Here is an 18,307-nt window from a genome sequence, read left to right as displayed (position 1 = left end):
GAACGAAGGAACGAAGCCCCTCTGTACCGGTGCATGAGCCTTTCCCGGCAGAGTCCGTACCTCTCCCGAATCCCCTTACGAATGAAAGGATGACCCCTTATGAAATTGTTCTGTATCCCTTATGCCGGCGGATCGGCCGCCATCTACTCCCGCTGGAAAGCCGTGCTGCACCCGGCGATCGAGCTTGTGCCCCTGGAGCTGCCCGGACGCGGCAGCCGGATCGGAGAAAAGCTGTGCGGGGACCTCGGTTCTCTTGTACGCGATGCCGTCACCCGGATCCGGACGGAAGCGGGGGAAGGCCCCTACGCCGTATTCGGACACAGCCTCGGCAGCCTGATTGCTTACGAGGCGGTTCACGATCTGCTGGGGCATGGAGGCCCGGCGCCCCAGCACCTCTTCCTGTCGGGACGGGGGGCCGTACATCTCGAACCGGAGCGCGAACGCCTCCTGTACCCGCTTCCCGACGAGGAGTTCATGGAAGCGATCTATGAGCTCGGCGGCACGCCGCGGGAGGTCCTGCAGCACAAGGAAATCGTGTCTCTGTTCCTTCCGATCCTTCGGGCGGATTACCGGATCGCCGAGACGTATGCGTACCGGGAGCGCCCGCCTTTTGCCATCGATCTTACCGTCATGTACGGCACGGGGGATCGGCCGCATCTGCCGAACATGCCGGAGTGGAATCGGCATACGCAGGGCACATGCCGGCTGATCGCTTATGAGGGAGACCACTTCTTCCTGAACGACAGCTCGCACCGGACGGAGATGATCCGAGCCATCAACGATACGCTGAGAGCCCCTATGCCTGCCGGATGGGCAGGTTCCCTGCACCGATTATAAATCCCCTGGACTGGATCACCGGCAAGCCTGTCATGCGGGATGGCTCCCCTAGATCAAGGAGGCTCTGCCTGCATCTATCCCATTTGGGATATTTCGGGGGAGCACGCCATCGATTATGCTTACCGTTGAACAGGACTGTGTCCGAAGGGGTACTGGCCGATACATTATGTAACATTCTTGCATCAGCATTGGGCTTGATTATGATAACGAGGTGTATAAGCAGATGGACAACCGTATGCCGTTAGAGCCAATCGCCATCATCGGGGTCGGGTGCCGTTTTCCCGGCGGCGCTCATTCTCCCGAACAGTATTGGAAGCTGCTCACCGAAGGCAGGGACGCCGTCACCGAAGTGCCGGCCGACCGTTGGAGCATTTCCTCCTACTATGACCCCGAGCGTTCTAAGCATGGCAAAACCGTAACGAAATGGGGCGGATTCCTGGACCGCATCGACGAATTCGATGCCGGGTTCTTCGGCATGTCACCGCGGGAAGCCTCCTTCCTCGACCCCCAGCAGCGGCTGCTGCTCGAGGTGGCCATGGAAGCCATGGAGGACGGAGGCCAGCCGCTGGAGCAGATGGCAGGCAGCCGTACGGGAGTGTACATCGGGGGATTCACCCTGGACTATAAACTGCTTCAATTCACAGAGAGCAACCGCCATCTGGTGGATTCCCATACCGCTACGGGCGCTATGATGACCCTGCTGTCGAACCGCCTCTCCTATGTGTTCGACCTGCGGGGACCGAGCGTCTCCGTCGACACGGCCTGCTCTTCCTCGCTGGTCGCCGTCCATCTGGCCTGCCAAAGCCTGTGGTGCGGCGAGAGCGAGATGGCGCTGGCCGGCGGCGTCAATGTCATGCTGAAGCCCGAATATACGATCGCCGAATCGAAAGCCGGGATGCTGTCCCCCGACGGCCGTTCGAAGGCGTTCGACGCCTCGGCGAACGGCTACGTACGCGGGGAGGGCGCCGGCATCGTCCTCCTGAAGCCGCTGGCCCGCGCGCTCGCGGACGGAGACCCGGTGTACGCCTGCATCCGGGGAACGGCCGTCAATCAAGACGGTCACTCGAGCGGGCTGACCGTCCCCCGTGGCGAAGCCCAGGAGTCGCTGCTGGTTGAAGCCTATGCCAAAGCAGGAATTACGCCGGACCAGATCCAATACGTCGAAGCCCACGGGACGGGCACTCCGGTCGGCGATCCGATCGAAGTCAACGCGCTGGGGCGCATTCTCTCCCGCAGCCGGGACGCCGCATCCCCGTGCTACATCGGCTCGGTCAAAACCAACTTCGGCCACACCGAAGCTGCGGCCGGCATCGCCGGGCTGATCAAGACGGCGCTCTCGCTGAGGCACCGCCTGATCCCGCCGCATCTTCACCTGCAGCAACCGAACCCGCAGATCCTGTTCGGCGAGCACCTGCTGCAGGTACCGTCCACCGTGACCCCATGGCCTGCCGCCGATGGCCTGGCCCTCGCGGGCGTCAATTCCTTCGGCTTCGGCGGCACGAATGCGCATGTCGTCCTGGAAGAAGCGCCGGCCATCGCGAAGCGGGTCGTGGAAGAGGAAGAAGCCGGCGGCATCGGTCTCTTCCCCGCCAGCGCGCGGAGCAAGGAGGCCCTGCAGGCACTCGCCGCTTCCTATGCGGAGCGGATCGCAGAAGACCGCAGCTCGTCAGGGCAGCCATCGCTTCAGGATTGGTGCTATACGGCAAGCCTCCGGCGCAGCCACCACCGGTACCGCCTGAGCGCTGTCGCCGGGTCTTGGGACGAGCTGGAGGCCCAGCTGCAGGCGGCGGCGAAGGGAGAAGCTGCTGCAGGTCTGCACATGGCGGCGGAAGGTGCCCAAACCGCCGAGCCCGTGTTCGTATTCACCGGGATGGGACCCCAGTGGTGGGGGATGGGGCAGGAGCTTTACCGGACGGACGCCGTCTTCCGTGAAGCAGCCAACCAGTGCGACGAAGCATTCCGCCAGGCGGCCGGCTGGTCGATCCTCGAAGAGATGCTGAAGTCCGAGGAGACTTCCCGGATGGAGGAGACAGAGATCGCGCAGCCCGCGAACTTCGTGCTGCAGGTGGCCTTGGCCGCGATGCTGCAGGCCAGAGGCATCCGGCCGAAGGCCATTGTCGGCCACAGCGCAGGGGAGGCTGCAGCCGCGTATGTAGCCGGTGCGCTCGACCTCGAGGACGCCGCAGCACTCATCTACCACCGCAGCCGGCTGCAGCAGATGACCACCGGACAAGGACGGCTGGCCGCCGTTGGCCTGCCACAGGAGGAAGTGCTGCCGCGCCTGGCCGGATTCGAGGACCGCGTATCGTTCGCCGCCGTGAATTCGCCCGGCTCCGTGACGCTGGTTGGCGAGCCTCAGGCACTCGAGCGGATCGTCTCCTCCTTCGAGGCGGAAGGCGTCTTCTGCCGCTATCTGAGGGGCAAAGTGCCTTATCACAGCCACTATATGGATCCTCTGCGGGACGAACTGCTCGCTTCCTTATCCAGCCTGAACCCGCGGGAAGAGCAGGTCCCCCTGTATTCCACCGTGACCGGGATGCGGATCAGCGGAGAGGAGCTCGGAGCCGGCTATTGGTGGCACAATGTGCGGGAGACGGTCCGGTTCGCCGATGCGGCAGCCGCTCTGATCGGAGAAGGCCATACCGTCTTCATCGAGATCGGCCCGCACCCCGTGCTCGCTTCGTCGCTTCAGGAAGGACTGAGGCATCTGGGCAAAATGGGAACCTCTACCGCCACGCTCCGGCGCGGGGAAGAGGAGAACCGCAAAGTGCTGGAGGCGATCGGAGCGATGTATACGACCGGCGTCTCCCTCGATTGGAGCAGCCTGCATCCCCTGGGAGGAGACTGCGTGTCCCTTCCTGGGTATCCATGGCAGCGCGAGCGTCATTGGCAGGAATCCCCTGCGTCCGAGGCGGACCGGCTGGGTCTGGAATGCCATCCGCTGCTCGGCAAACGGCTTGCCTCCCCGCTGCCCACCTGGGAAAAGGAACTGAATCTGACAAGCCTCGGCTATCTGCGGGACCATGAAATCCAGAGCACCATCGTCTACCCGGGAGCTGCCTATGTAGAGATGGGGATGTCGGCGGCACGCGAAGTCTACGGCGATGCCGTATCCGGACTAGCTGGGGAAGTTCGCTTCCGCAAAGCCCTCTTCATTCCTGCCGGGATGAACGTGCTGCTCCGGCTCGTGCTCGATCCGGACAAAGCCGAATTCCAAATCTACAGCACGAGCCGGCCGGACCGGCAGGAGTGGACGCTGCATGCCGCCGGCAAGCTCCTCGCTCACGTCGGGATGGGACCGGGTGTACAGCATCTCCCGCTGCTGCAGGCACGCTGCACACAAGAAATCGACCGCGAACGCTGCTACAGCCATTTTCGCAAGCTGGGTCTGGAATACGGACCTGCCTTCCGCGGTATCCACAGGCTGTTCCAGGGAGGAGAGGAAGCGCTCGCCCAAGTGGAAATCCCGTCAGCAATTGAGCCCGAGCTGGAGCAGTATTCGATCCATCCTGCCGTGCTCGATGTGGGCTTCCAGGTGCTCGCCGCCGCACTCCCCTTCCGCGATGAAGAAGCTGCAGCCGCCGTGTATATGCCTACCGGAGTAAAGCAGGGCACGCTGTACCGGAGCCTGCGGCATAAGATGTGGATTCATGCCCGGATCACGAGCCAGACCGACCAGTCTCTCTACGGGGACATCCGGTTCCTGGATGAAGAAGGGAACGTCTTAATGGAGATTCTGGACTGTGAAGCCCGGTCGCTCCAGGAGGATACCGCACAGAAATGGGTCAAGCCCCAGTCGTTCTATGAGATGAAGTGGAATGCGGCCGAACCGCAAGCGGATACTCCGGCTAGAGAGTGGCCCCAGCAGTCCAATGCCTGGCTTGTGTTCGCCGACGAATCCGGACTCGGCGAGGACCTCGCTGCCGCTGTGCGCGAACGCGGCCTGACGGCTGTGATGCTGAGACCGGGAGACGTGTTCGAAAAGACAGCCTCAGCGGAGTACCGGATCGACCCCCGGAATCCCGATCACTATGAAGCCCTGCTGCAGATGACCTTGGCGGACGGGCTGCGCTTCCAGGGCATGCTGCACCTGTGGAACCTGGATGCGGTCCGGCCGGAGGAAGCCGATCCGCAGGCGCTGCACCGCTCCGAAGTCACAGGCTGCCACTCCGTGGTGTACCTGATCCAGGCGTTGTCCAAAGGGCTCCACCGAACCGCGCCCAAGCTGTGGATCGTGACCCGGGGGGCCCAGGCGGTCGGAGAGCTGCCGGAACCGGGGAGTATCCAAATTGCCCAGGCGCCGGTATGGGGTCTCGGCAAAGTCATCGGCCATCAGGAGCACTCGGAATTCTGGGGAGGGCTCATCGATCTCGATCCCCGGTCCACCGACCGGAGCGGCGATGCCGGGCTCCTGTGGAACCAGGTATGCCGTGCGGACCGTGAAGACCTGACGGCATTCCGGGGGGAGCAGCGATATACCGTCCGGCTCGAGCTGCGTGCGGACCACGTGCTTCCCGTCCCGCCCGCGATGCGGCCTGATGGCGCTTATCTGATCACCGGAGGCCTTGGCGGACTCGGGCTGGTCACGGCCGCGTGGATGGCTAAGCAGGGAGCCCGTCATCTTATCCTCATGGGCCGTCAGCCCCTGCCGCCGCGTGCGGAGTGGAGCCGGATCGATCCGAACAGCGCGGCCGGTCAGCGGATTGCCGCCGTACGAGAGATCGAGCTGCTGGGAGCCTCGGTGCATACAGCCGCCGTGGACGTGACGGACAGTAATGCCCTGGCCGCATGGATGGAAAGCTATACCGCTGAGCAGCGGCCGCCGATCCGGGGCGTGCTGCATACCGCGGGAGTCGCCCGTCCGAAACTGCTGCTGCATATGACAGGGGAGGAGTTCAGCGATGTCATGCGTCCCAAGGCGGCGGGCGCCTGGAATCTGCACCGCCAGTTCGAAGGGCACGCCCTGGACTTCTTCATCCTGTTCTCCTCCATTGCTTCCGTGATCGTATCGACGGGACAGAGCAACTACTCCGCGGGCAATACGTTCCTGGATGCCCTGGCACAGTACCGGAAGTCGCTGGGAATGCCTGCCGTGAGCATCAACTGGGGGCCGTGGGGCGACGTAGGCCTCGCCACGCAGCTGGACCTGCTCGAATACTTCGTGAAACGGGGCTTCTACCCGATGACCCCGGAGCAAGGGCTGGATGCGCTCGGCTTCCTGATGAGCCGCCCCGATGCCCAGTGCACGGTCATCGGAGCGGACTGGCCTACCGTGGCGGACTTCAACTATCCGCTCGGACAGGCTCCCGCCATGCTGGAGGCCGTGCTTGCCCGCAGCGGGGAAGAGGAGCGGACCGAGACGGACGGACGGGATGCGTTCCGTGCCGAGGTGCTCTCCCTGGAGAACCGGCAGGAGAGGAAAGCGCTGCTGGAGTCCTACCTGCTGGAGCTTACGGCATCCGTCCTCAGAATCCAGAGTTCCAAGCTGGCAACCGACCAGTCGATGTCCTTCTGGGGTCTCGACTCCATGATGGCCATTGAACTCAAAGGCCGGATCGACAGCCAGCTGCACATATCCCTGACGATCGTGGACCTGCTCAAAGGCCCGTCGATCAGCGAACTGGCGGACATCATTATGGAGCTGCTGGAAGATGGGGGAAGCCACACGGCCGATGCCGAGGAACAACAGCTCATGGAGGAGCTGGAGAAGCTGACGGACGGCGAGCTGACAGCCATGCTCCAGGAAGTATCGGCAGGAGGAGAGCCCCAGTGAGTGATCTGATCCGCAGGCTACAGCATCTCCCGCCGCAGCAGCGGGCCGCGCTCCTTGAACGGATGAAACGCCGGCTCGCGGGGGAAGAAGAGGGCGCGCCAGTGCCGGGGCGAAGACAGGAAGAAAGTCCCCTGTCCTTCACCCAGCAGCGGCTCTGGTTTCAACAGATGATGGACCCCCGCAGTCCCTTTTACAACCTCCCCGTGGGTCTTCGTATACGGGGGACTCTGGATATCGATGCCCTGCAGAGCAGCTTCACGCTGACCGCCGAACGGCATGAGATTCTGAGAACGGTGATCCGGACCGGGAATGACGGCCAAGCGTTCCAGGTGCCGGCTGACCTGGAAGGCCGGCCTGTACAATATCTGGCCTGCAGCGGAGATTCCCCCGAGAGCCGTTTGGCCGACGTGCGGGCGCAAATCCGGGAGCAGCTGAGCGAAGGCCTTGACCTGTCCCGCCCCTTGTGGCGGGCAAGCGTATGGAGCGTAGGGGAGCAGGACCATGTCCTGTTCCTCATCCTGCATCATGTGATCTTTGACGGCTGGTCGCTCGGCGTGCTGATCCGGGATCTGCTCACCTTCTATCGGTCGGGCACGCAGACTCAGGCGCCCCTTCCGGAGCCGCTTGCAATCCAGTATCCGGACTACGCCTTATGGCAGCGCAGCCGCCAGGACAGCCCCGCATGGCAGGAGCAGCTCTCCTATTGGCAGGAGGAGCTGGCCGGCGTGCCGCCCCTGCAGCTGTTCACCGATCTTCCGCGGCCGCCCGTCCAAACCTTCAACGGCTCCTCCTCGATGGTCTTTCTGCCCAAATCCTTATGGAACAGCCTGAAGGAGTTCAGCCGGCGGGAGGGCGTCACGCATTTTGTGACCCTGCTCACCGCTTTCCAAGTGATGCTGTACCAGCAGACCGGACAAAGCGACTTTGCGGTGGGGACCCCAGTGTCGGGCAGAAGCAGGCCCGAGTTCGAACCGGTCCTCGGCCCGTTCATCAACACCCTTGCTATCCGGACCGATCTGACGGGCCATCCGGCGTTCTTGTCCGTGCTGGGGCATGTCCGTCAGAAGGTGCTCGGCGCCTTCGGGCGCCAGGATGTCCCGTTCGACCGCGTCGTCGATGCGCTGCGTCCCGAGCGGATGATGAGCCACAGCCCTTTGTACCAGGTGATGTTCACCCTTCAAAAACCGCTGCCTCCCCTGGAAGGCATGGTACCTGGACTCGACTGGGAGTTCATGCTCATCGACCGGCATACGTCGCAGTACGATCTCTCCATGGAAATCTTCGAAGGGGCCGAAGGCGCCGCCTGCGTGCTCGAATACAACACGGACCTGTTCCGTCCGGACCGGATGGAGAAGCTGGCTGCTTACTACCGTACGCTGCTCGAGAGTATCCTTCTGCACCCCCTCACCACCATTGATGACCTCGGCAGCGAAGGCCGGCTGACACCGCAAGAGCAGGCACAGCTGGCCAGCTTCAACCCGCCGGAACGGGAAGAGGGGCTGGGAGGGGCACAGGCCACGCTTCACGGCCTGTTCGCCGAACGGGTGAAGGAGACGCCGGAGCGCACCGCCCTCGTCAGCGGCTCGGGGCAGTGGAGCTACCGCAAGCTGAACGAGCGCGCGGAGCGCGCAGCCCAAGCGCTGCGTCGTGCCGGCGTCCGGCGGGGAGACATCGTCGCCGTGCTCAGCGGGCGGTCGCCGGGGCTGGTGGCCGGCATCCTCGGCATCCTCAAGGCGGGGGCCGCCTACATGCCGCTGGATCCGTCGCATCCGGCAGAGCGTACGGCCTACCTGCTGCAGGACAGCGGGGCGGCCGCGCTCCTTGCCTTGGCTCCGCTGCCGGAAGGACTCCTCTGCCCGCTACCTGTCATCGATGCGGGGAGATTGGGCGTGGGAGACGCTTGGATGCCGGACATGGAGGCAGCGCCTGCCGCCGGATGTGAGCCTGAGGCTGGCACCGCGAGTGGCACCGAGCATGACAGCGAGTTTGACAGAGCGTATGATTCTGGGTTTGACCAAGAGCATGATTCCGAGTTTAACCAAGACTGTGATTTCGATTTTGACAAAGAGTATGATTTCGATTTTAACCAGGACTATGACCCCGGGTCGCTGGCCTATGTCATCTATACCTCCGGCTCCACCGGCCTGCCCAAGGGCGTACATGTCGAGCACCGTTCGGCGGTCAATACGCTGCGTGCCCTGCAGGAGCGCTACCCGGTGGAAGCGGACAGCCGCTTCCTGTTCAAAACGCCGTACACCTTCGACGTGTCGGTGCCCGAGCTGTTCGCCGGCCTGCTCGAAGGGGCCGCGCTGGCCGTGCTGCCGGAAGGCGGCGAGAAGGACCCGCGGGCGATCGTGCAGGCGATCGAGCGCTTCGAAGTCACCCATGTGAACTTCGTGCCCTCGATGCTCCGCCTGTTCCTCGAAGACGTCACGGCGGGGGCGCTGCCCCGGCTGCAGTACGTGTTCTCCGCCGGCGAAGCGCTCGCTGCCGAGACGGCGCGGGCCTGTCTGGAGCGGCTGCCGCATGTGCGGCTCGTGAACCTGTACGGCCCGACCGAGGCGGCCGTGTATGCCGTCGGCACGGAGCTGACGCTGCAGGATCTCACGCAGGCCAGCGTCCCGATCGGGACGCCGCTCGCGGGTACCCGCGCCTACGTGCTGAACGCTGCCGACGGCCTGCAGGGCATCGGCGTGCCCGGCGAGCTGTGCCTCGCGGGCGCGGGCGTCGCCCGGGGCTACGGCAGCCGGCCGGAGCTTACGACTGCGAAGTTCGCCGCCGACCCCTTCGTGCCCGGCGCGCGGATGTACCGCACCGGCGACCTGGCCCGCTGGCTGCCGGACGGGCGCCTCGAGTATCTCGGGCGGATCGACCAGCAGATCAAGCTGAGGGGCTACCGCATCGAGCCGGGCGAGATCGAAGCGCGGCTGCTGGAGCTCCCCGGTGTGCAGGGAGCTGCGGTCATCCTGCGCCAGGATGCGCAGGGGGACCCGTACCTGTGCGCCTATGCAGCAGGCAGCAGCCTGCCTGAGCCGGAGGAGCTGCTCCGCGCGCTGCAGCTCGTACTGCCGCCGTACATGGTGCCGGCGCACATCGTACCGCTCGCGGAGCTGCCGGTCACCCCAAGCGGCAAGCTCGACCGCCGGGCGCTGCCGAAGCCGGAGCTTCAGGCACTGGATAGCACGGTTCCCCCGCGCACAGCCATGGAAGCCGCACTCCTCCGCCTCTGGCAGGAGGTGCTCGGGCGCGAAGGCTTCGGCATCCGCGACGATTTCTTCCGCATCGGCGGACATTCGCTGAAGGCGGCCATGCTCGTGTCGCGGATTCATGCGCAGCTGCAGCGGGAAGTATCGCTGCGCGACCTCTTCCGCTGCCCGACGATCGAGTCGCTTGCCCGCCTGCTCGAGGAGCAGTCGGACAGCCCGTATGCGGACATCGCCGCTGCTCCGCCGCAGGCATCGTATCCGGTGTCCTCAGCGCAGAAGCGGCTGTATATCCTGCAGCAGCTCGAAGGCGCCGAGCTCAGCTACAATATGCCCGGCGTCCTGGAGCTCGCGGGCGGGCTGGACCGTGCCCGCCTCGAGCAGTCACTGCAGGCCTTGGTCCGCCGGCACGAGGCGCTCAGAACTTCCTTCGTCCTGGTGGACGGCGAACCCCGGCAGCGCGTCCTCCCAGTGGAGGAGTTGCAGCTGGAGCTGAGCTATGTCCACGCGGAGGAGCTCTGGCAGAACGGCAGCGGGGAAGCGGGAGGCAGGCGCGAAGCAGGGCAGGATATGATCCATGCAGCGCATAAAACAGCGGACAGTCAGTCTTCTGCGGGAGCTGCATGGGAACCCGGGGCGGACACGATGGCATCTGACTCCACACGTGAGGCAGACCGACAACCCGTCCAAGATCACAGCAGCCCTGATCGGCTATCCGCCCCTGTGCAGGCCTACATCCGGGACTTCGTCCGTCCCTTCCGGCTGGAAGATGCGCCGCTGGTTCGCGCCGGACTCATCGGGCTCGCTCCAGAGCGGCACCTGCTGCTGATCGACATGCATCACATCGTCGCCGACGGCGTCACGATGGAGCTGCTGGCTGGCGATTGGATGCGGCTGTACGAAGGGGAAGAGCTGACGCCGCTGCCCTTGCAGTACAAAGACTATGCGTGCTGGCAGGAAGAGTTCCTGCGCAGCGAGCGGGTCCTGGGGCAGCAGCGCTACTGGGAAGAGCAGCTGGCGGGCGAGCTGACGCCGCTGGAGCTGCCGGCGGACCGCGTGCGGCCGGCTGTGCGCAGCTTCGCCGGAGACCGACTCCGCTTCGAACTGGACGCCCCCCTCACCGAAGGGCTGCGGCAGCTTGCCGCAGAGACGGGCAGCACGATGTACATGGTGCTGCTCGCCCTCTACACCGCCTGGCTCAGCCGACTCTCCGGCCAGGAGGAGGTGCTGGTCGGCACGCCAGTGGCGGGCAGGCCGCACCGCGCGCTCGAAGGCATTGCCGGCATGTTCGTCAATACGCTGGTGATCCGTTCCCGGCCGCAGTACCGCAAAGTCTTCCGTGACTACCTGCAGGAGATCCGGCAGACGTCGCTCGAAGCGCTCGAACACGCGGATGTGCCGTTCGAGACCTTGGTGGAGAGGATGCAGGCGCAGCGCGACCTCAGCCGCAATCCGTTGTTCGATGCGATGTTTGCCTGGCAGAACATGGACAAGGCAGGACGGCAGAGCCCGTCGCTGCGCATGCAGCCGCGTACTCTGGACAACCCGGCCGCCAAGTTCGACCTCACCTTGTATGCGGAAGAGCGGGAGGGAAGGATCGTCTGCGAGCTGGAGTACAGCACGACTCTGTTCCGCCGGGACACCGTCGGGCGGTGGGCCGCAGGCTTCCTCGAGCTGTCCCGCGCCTTCGCCGCGAGCCCGCAGCTGCGCCTCACCGAAGCTCCGCTGCTGAGTGAATCCCAGCAGCAGGATCTGCTCGGGATCTGCAGCGGACCGCAACCGCTCTATTCGGCAGACGGACCGGTGGCGACCCTCCATGGCCTGTTCGCCGAACGGGTGAAGGTGACGCCGGAGCGCACCGCCCTCGTCAGCAGCTCTGGGCAGTGGACCTACCGCGAGCTGAACGTGCGCGCGGAGCGGGCAGCCCAAGCTTTGCGCCATGCCGGCGTCCGGCCGGGAGGCATCGTCGCCGTGCTCGGCGGGCGGTCGCCAGAGCTTGTGGCCGGCATCCTCGGCATCCTCAAGGCGGGGGCCGCCTACATGCCGTTGGATCCGTCGCATCCGGCGGAGCGCACGGCGTACCTGCTGCTGGACAGCGGGGCGGCCGCTCTGCTTGCCTTGGCTCCGCTGCCGGAAGGACTCCTCTGTCCGCTGCCTGTCATCGATACGGGGACGCTGAGCGTTGAAGAGAGCGGGGACGCTTGGATGCCGGAAATAGCGGAAGAGCCTGCCGCCGGATGTGAGTCTGAGGATGGCACCGTGTATGATTCCGAGTTTGATACAGAGCATGATCCCGAGTCTGACACCAACTATGTTACCGAGTATGATCCCGGGTCGCTGGCCTATGTCATCTATACCTCCGGCTCCACCGGCCTGCCCAAGGGCGTACATGTCGAGCACCGTTCGGCGGTCAATACGCTGCGTGCCCTGCAGGAGCGCTACCCGGTGGAAGCGGACAGCCGCTTCCTGTTCAAAACGCCGTACACCTTCGACGTGTCGGTGCCCGAGCTGTTCGCCGGCCTGCTCGAAGGGGCCGCGCTGGCCGTGCTGCCGGAAGGCGGCGAGAAGGACCCGCGGGCGATCGTGCAGGCGATCGAGCGCTTCGAAGTCACCCATGTGAACTTCGTGCCCTCGATGCTCCGCCTGTTCCTCGAAGACGTCCCGGCAGGCGCGCTATCCCGGCTGCAGTACGTGTGCTCCGCCGGCGAAGCGCTCGCTGCCGAGACGGCGCGGGCCTGCCTGGAGCGGCTGCCGCACGTGCGGCTCGTGAACCTGTACGGCCCGACCGAGGCGGCCGTGTATGCCGTCGGCACGGAGCTGACGCTGCAGGATCTCACGCAGGCCAGCGTCCCGATCGGGACGCCGCTGGCGGGTACCCGCGCCTACGTGCTGAACGCTGCCGGCGGCCTGCAGGGCATCGGCGTGCCCGGCGAGCTGTGCCTCGCGGGCGCGGGCGTCGCCCGGGGCTACGGCAGCCAGCCGGAACTTACGGCTGCGAAGTTCGCCGCCGACCCCTTCGTGCCCGGCGCGCGGATGTACCGCACCGGCGACCTGGCCCGCTGGCTGCCGGACGGGCGCCTCGAGTATCTCGGGCGGATCGACCAGCAGATCAAGCTGAGGGGCTACCGCATCGAGCCGGGCGAGATCGAAGCGCGGCTGCTGGAGCTCCCCGGCGTGCAGGGCGCGGCGGTCATCCTGCACCACGATGCGCAGGGGGACCCGTACCTGTGCGCCTATGCGGCCGGCAGCAGACTGCCTGAGCCGGAGGAGCTGCGCAGCGCGCTGCAGCTCGTGCTGCCGCCGTACATGGTGCCGGCGCACATCGTACCGCTCGCGGAGCTGCCGGTCACCCCAAGCGGCAAGCTCGACCGCCGGGCGCTGCCGAAGCCTGAGCTTCAGGCACTGGATAGCACGGTTCCCCCGCGCACAGCCATGGAAGCCGCACTGTTCCGCCTCTGGCAGGAGGTGCTGGGGCGCGAAGGCTTAGGCATCGGCGACGATTTCTTCCGCATCGGCGGGCATTCGCTGAAGGCGGCCATGCTCGTGTCGCGGATTCATGCGCAGCTGCAGCGGGAAGTATCGCTGCGCGACATCTTCCGCTGCCCGACGATCGAGTCGCTTGCCCGTCTGCTCGAAGAGGGGACGGACAGCCCGTATGCGGACATCGCCGCTGCTCCGCCGCAGGCATCGTATCCGGTGTCCTCAGCGCAGAAGCGGCTGTATATCCTGCAGCAGCTCGAAGGCGCCGAGCTCAGCTACAATATGCCCGGCGTCCTGGAGCTCGCGGGCGGGCTGGACCGTGCCCGCCTCGAGCAGGCGCTGCAGGCCTTGGTCCGCCGGCACGAGGCGCTCAGAACTTCCTTCGTCCTGGTGGACGGCGAACCCCGGCAGCGCATCCTCCCGGTGGAGGAGCTGCAGCTGGAGCTGAGCTATATCCATGCGGAGGAGCTCTGGCAGAACGGCAGCGGGGAAGCGGGAGGCAGGCGCGAAGCAGGGCAGGATATGACCTATGCAGCGCATAAGACAGCGGTCAGCGAGTCTACTGCGGGAGCTGCATGGGAACCGGGGGCTAACACGCTGCCATCTGATGCACCTGACGCCAGCTCAAAAACAAGCAGCCAAGCCGCCCCTGATCACAGCAGCCCTGACCGGCTATCCGCCCCTGTGCAGGCCTACATCCGGGACTTCGTCCGTCCCTTCCGGCTGGAAGAAGCGCCGCTGGTACGCGCCGGACTCATCGAGCTCGGTCCAGAGCGGCACCTGCTGCTGATCGACATGCATCACATCGTTGCCGACGGCGTCACGATGGAGCTGCTGGCTGGCGATTGGATGCGACTGTACGAAGGGGAAGAGCTGACGCGGCTGACCCTGCAGTACAAAGACTATGCGTGCTGGCAGGAAGAGTTCCTGCGCAGCGGGCGGGTCCGGCAGCAGCAGCGCTACTGGGAAGCGCAGCTGGCGGGCGAGCTGACGCCGCTGGAGCTGCCAGCGGACCGCGTGCGGCCGGCTGTGCGCAGCTTCGCCGGAGACCGACTCCGCTTCGAGCTGGACGCCCCCCTCACCGAAGGGCTGCGGCAGCTTGCCGCAGAGACGGGCAGCACGATGTACATGGTGCTGCTCGCCCTCTACACCGCCTGGCTCAGCCGCCTCTCCGGCCAGGAGGAGGTGCTGGTCGGCACGCCTGTGGCGGGCAGACCGCACAGCGCGCTCGAAGGCATCGCCGGCATGTTCGTCAATACGCTGGTGATCCGCACCCGGCCGCAGTACCACGCAGCCTTCCGCGACTACCTGCAGGAGATCCGGCAGACGTCGCTCGAAGCGCTTGAACACGCGGATGTGCCGTTCGAGACCTTGGTGGAGTCGCTGCAAGCGCAGCGCGACCTCAGCCGCAATCCGCTGTTCGATGCGATGTTTGCCTGGCAGAACATGGATAAGGCAGGACGGCAGAGCCCGTCGCTGCGCATGCAGCCGCGCCCCCTGGAGAGCCCGGCCGCCAAGTTCGATCTCACCTTGTATGCCGAAGAAGGGGAGGGAAGGATCGTCTGCGAGCTGGAGTACAGCACGGCCCTGTTCCGCCGGGACACCATCAGGCGGTGGACCGCAGGCTTCCTCGAGCTGGCCCGCGCCTTCTCGGCGAACCCGGGGCTCCCCTTGACGGAAGCCCCGCTGCTGAGCGAAGCCCAGCAGCGGGATCTGATCGAAGTCTGCAGCGGTTCGCAGCCCCCGTACCCGACAGAAGGGGCGCCGGCGACCCTCCACGGCCTGTTCGCGGAGCGGGTGAAGCTTACGCCAGAGCGGACCGCCCTGATCTCGGGAGACGCCTCATGGACCTTCAGCGAGCTTGACGGGCTGGCAGCCCGAACCGCGGCCCTGCTCCGGCGATATGGCGTGAAGCCTGGAGGGACGGCTGCCATTATGGCGGAACGCTCTCCGGAGATGGTGGCAAGCATTCTGGGCGTCCTGAGGACCGGCGCCGCTTATGTTCCTCTGGACGCGGGGTACCCGGCAGAGCGCACGGCTTATCTGCTCGAGGACAGCGGAGCCGCCGTCCTGCTTGCGCTGACCGACCCACCCGCAGGGCTGCAGCTTTCCGTTCCGGTCATCACGTGGGAGCAGGTGCTGAACGAACAACCGGACCTGATGCCGGAAGCCGTCCCTACGGACATCTATCAGCCGCAGCATCCGGCCTACTTGATCTATACCTCCGGTTCCACCGGACTGCCCAAGGGCGTGGTGATCCGGCATGATTCGGCAGTGAATCTGCTGCGCGCCATGCAGGACCGTTACCCGGTAGGGCCGGAAGACCGGCATCTGTTCAAAACCGCCTACACCTTCGACGTCTCGGTCGCCGAGCTGTTCTCGGGACTGCTTGCGGGCTCCGCGCTGGTTATCCTCCCTCCGGGGCAGGAGAAGGACCCGCTTGCGATCGCCCGCACGATGAACCAGCATGGGGTGACCCACGTGAATTTCGTTCCTTCCATGCTGCGGGCCTTTCTCGAACATACGGGTTCCTCAGGAGCCGACGCGCTGAACCGGATGAAGTACGTGTTCTCCGTGGGCGAAGCCATCCCATCCGAGCTCCTGCGCGAGTTCTATACGGTAACCCGGGATGTGCCGATCGTGAATTTGTACGGTCCGACGGAAGCTACGATCTATGCGACGACGGGAATCCTGCCTGCGCATCCGGCCAGCCCCAACTGCTTCATCGGCACGCCGCTGAACCATATGCGCGCCTACGTGCTGAACCCCTCGGACTGCCTGCAGCCGGCCGGGGTCCCGGGGGAGCTTCACCTGGCGGGCATCGGTACGGCTGCTGGCTATCGGAACCGGGAAGAGCTGAACAGGGACCGGTTCGTCCCGGACCCCTTCGTCCCGGGCGGGATGATGTACCGGACCGGAGACCTTGCGCTCCTGCGGCCGGACGGAACGCTCGAGTATATCGGCCGGACGGACCACCAGGTCAAAATCCGGGGATACCGCATCGAACTCGGAGAGATCGAGTCGCAGCTGCTCCGCATCGACGGGATCAGGCAGGCGGTCGCAGCGGCACAGCCGGACGACCGGGGGGACAAGGTGCTGTGCGCCTACCTGGCCGGGGACGCCGTCCCCGATGCATCCGTACTCCGCGGGAAGCTCTCAAGCCATCTCCCGCAGTACATGGTTCCGGCGCACTTCATCCGCCTGGACAGCCTCCCGCTGAACGCCAACGGCAAAGTGGACCGCAAGGCCCTGCCGCTGCCGGGGGCGCAATCGGCCGCCGCGGAGGATTATGCGCCTCCGCGCAATGACTCGGAGGCGATGCTGGTCCGGCTGTACCAGGAGGTGCTCCGGGTGGAGCAGGTGGGCATCGACGACCATTTCTTCTGGCTGGGCGGCGATTCGATCAAAGCGCTGCAGGTGATCTCGAGGCTGCATGCCCTGGGAATGAACCTGATGCTGAAGGATCTGTTCGAAGCGCCGACCGTCCGCGGGCTGGCTCCCCATCTGACGGCAGCGCATCACGCCGCGGATCAGGGGCCGGTGACCGGAGATATCCCGCTAAGCCCGATTCAGCGCTGGTTCTTCGGGCAGCATCTCGAAGAGGCCCATCATTATAACCAATCGGTACTCCTGCATGCTTCGCAGGGCTTCGATGAGGCGGCCGTGCGGATCGCACTGCAGAAGCTGTGCGCCCATCACGACGCGCTAAGGACGATCTTCATTCCGCCAGCTGCCGAAGACGGCTTATGGCAGCAGAGGAACCTTGGGACGGATGGCGACCACTTCCGCTTGGAGGTTCTTCATGTAGAAGCTCATATAGAAGCTCATATAGAAGCTCAAGTAGAAGCTCAAGTAGAAGCTCATGCGGAGGCGGGCGTACTTACCCCGATCCTCCGGGAGCTGCAAAGCGGATTCCGGCTGACGGAGGGCCCGCTGCTTCAGGCAGGATTGCTGCGCGGAGAAAAGGGGGATAGCCTGCTTCTCGCGATTCATCACCTGGTGGTCGACGGCGTATCATGGCGCATCGTGGTGGAAGATTTTCTGATGGCTTACCGCGATGCGGTCAGAGGGGAGAGCCCTGCGCCGTTTCCTCCCAAAACCCGCTCTTTCCAGGAATTCTCACGCCGTCTAACCGGCTATGCCGAAGAAGCGCAGCTTCACAGCGAGCTTCCTTATTGGCTGGAGACCGTGGAATCGGTATCCGGCGGTCTGCCTTACGACCATCCGCTCGAAGAAGACCTTGCCGGAGACGAAGCCTTCGAGCGGGTGGAGCTGCCGGAAGAGATGACTCGGAACCTGCTGACGGACGCCAACCGGGCTTACTTAACAGAGATCAACGAGCTTCTGTTGTCGGCTCTGGGACTTGCCGTCTCGCGCTGGTCGGGCCTGCCTTCGGTGCCCGTCATGCTGGAGGGCCATGGCAGGGAGGACCTGTGGGGGGATATGGACGTATCGAGAACAGTCGGCTGGTTTACCTCCATGTATCCGGTCAACCTTCCGGTCCGTCCCGAAGGCGACAACGCAATGGCCAGGGTGATCGTTGGCGTGAAGGAGGCCCTGCGCCGCATTCCGGACAAGGGGCTGGGCTACGGCGTGCTGCGCTGGCTTCATGAACCGGGCGGCAGTCACCTTCAGGCGGCGGAGAGGAAGCCGGAGATCGGCTTCAACTACCTCGGCCAGTGGGACGAAGACCGCCTCGCGGACTACGGGATCTCCCTCGTCTCCGTCGAGCCTTCGGCCATGACGGGAGCGCGCAACGCCAGACCTTTTGCGCTGGAAGTCACTGGTTCGGTGATCCGGGGCAGGCTGCAGCTGGATCTCCGTTACAGTGCAAAGCGGTTCCGCTCCGAGTCGGTCCGGCGTCTGGCAGCACTGCTGCAGGAGGCGCTCGAAGAGACGGTCTCCCACTGCCAGCACGTCGAGGAGCCTGTGCAATCCTTATCGGACTTCCAGGACCAAGAGCTTACGGACGATGAGCTCGAAAGCATTTTGACGAAAATCGGAACGTGGTAGA

3 protein-coding genes are annotated in these 18,307 nt (G+C 64.9%); all 3 read left to right on the top strand.

Features of this window, described 5'->3' with window-relative positions; all coding sequences use genetic code 11:
• The first annotated feature begins 99 nt into the window (after positions 1-99).
• Positions 100-837 carry a thioesterase II family protein gene (locus O9H32_RS08225; RefSeq protein ID WP_269865475.1) on the top strand — a complete coding sequence of 246 codons (738 nt, stop codon included), beginning with the start codon at positions 100-102 and terminating at the stop codon, positions 835-837.
• A 235-nt stretch (positions 838-1,072) separates the two neighbouring features.
• A complete protein-coding gene (locus O9H32_RS08220) occupies positions 1,073-6,610 on the top strand; it encodes a type I polyketide synthase (RefSeq protein ID WP_269865474.1) in 5,538 nt (1,845 codons plus the stop codon).
• Positions 6,607-18,306: a non-ribosomal peptide synthetase gene (locus tag O9H32_RS08215; protein ID WP_269865473.1), complete on the top strand. Its 11,700-nt coding sequence runs from the start codon at positions 6,607-6,609 to the stop codon at positions 18,304-18,306. Before O9H32_RS08220 ends, O9H32_RS08215 begins: the two co-directional genes overlap by 4 nt.
• Position 18,307: the final 1 nt, after the last annotated feature.

Origin of the sequence: Paenibacillus caseinilyticus, from assembly GCF_027533645.1 — a bacterium.
Classification (GTDB): Bacteria; Bacillota; Bacilli; order Paenibacillales; family NBRC-103111; genus Paenibacillus_G; species Paenibacillus_G caseinilyticus.
This window is presented reverse-complemented; position numbering and strand designations above follow the sequence as displayed.

Bases quoted from the DNA above. Each gene is read 5' to 3' on its own strand.
- O9H32_RS08225 (WP_269865475.1), top strand. From the start codon at position 100: ATGAAATTGTTCTGTATCCCTTATGCCGGCGGATCGGCCGCCATCTAC.
- O9H32_RS08220 (WP_269865474.1), top strand. From the start codon at position 1,073: ATGCCGTTAGAGCCAATCGCCATCATCGGGGTCGGGTGCCGTTTTCCC.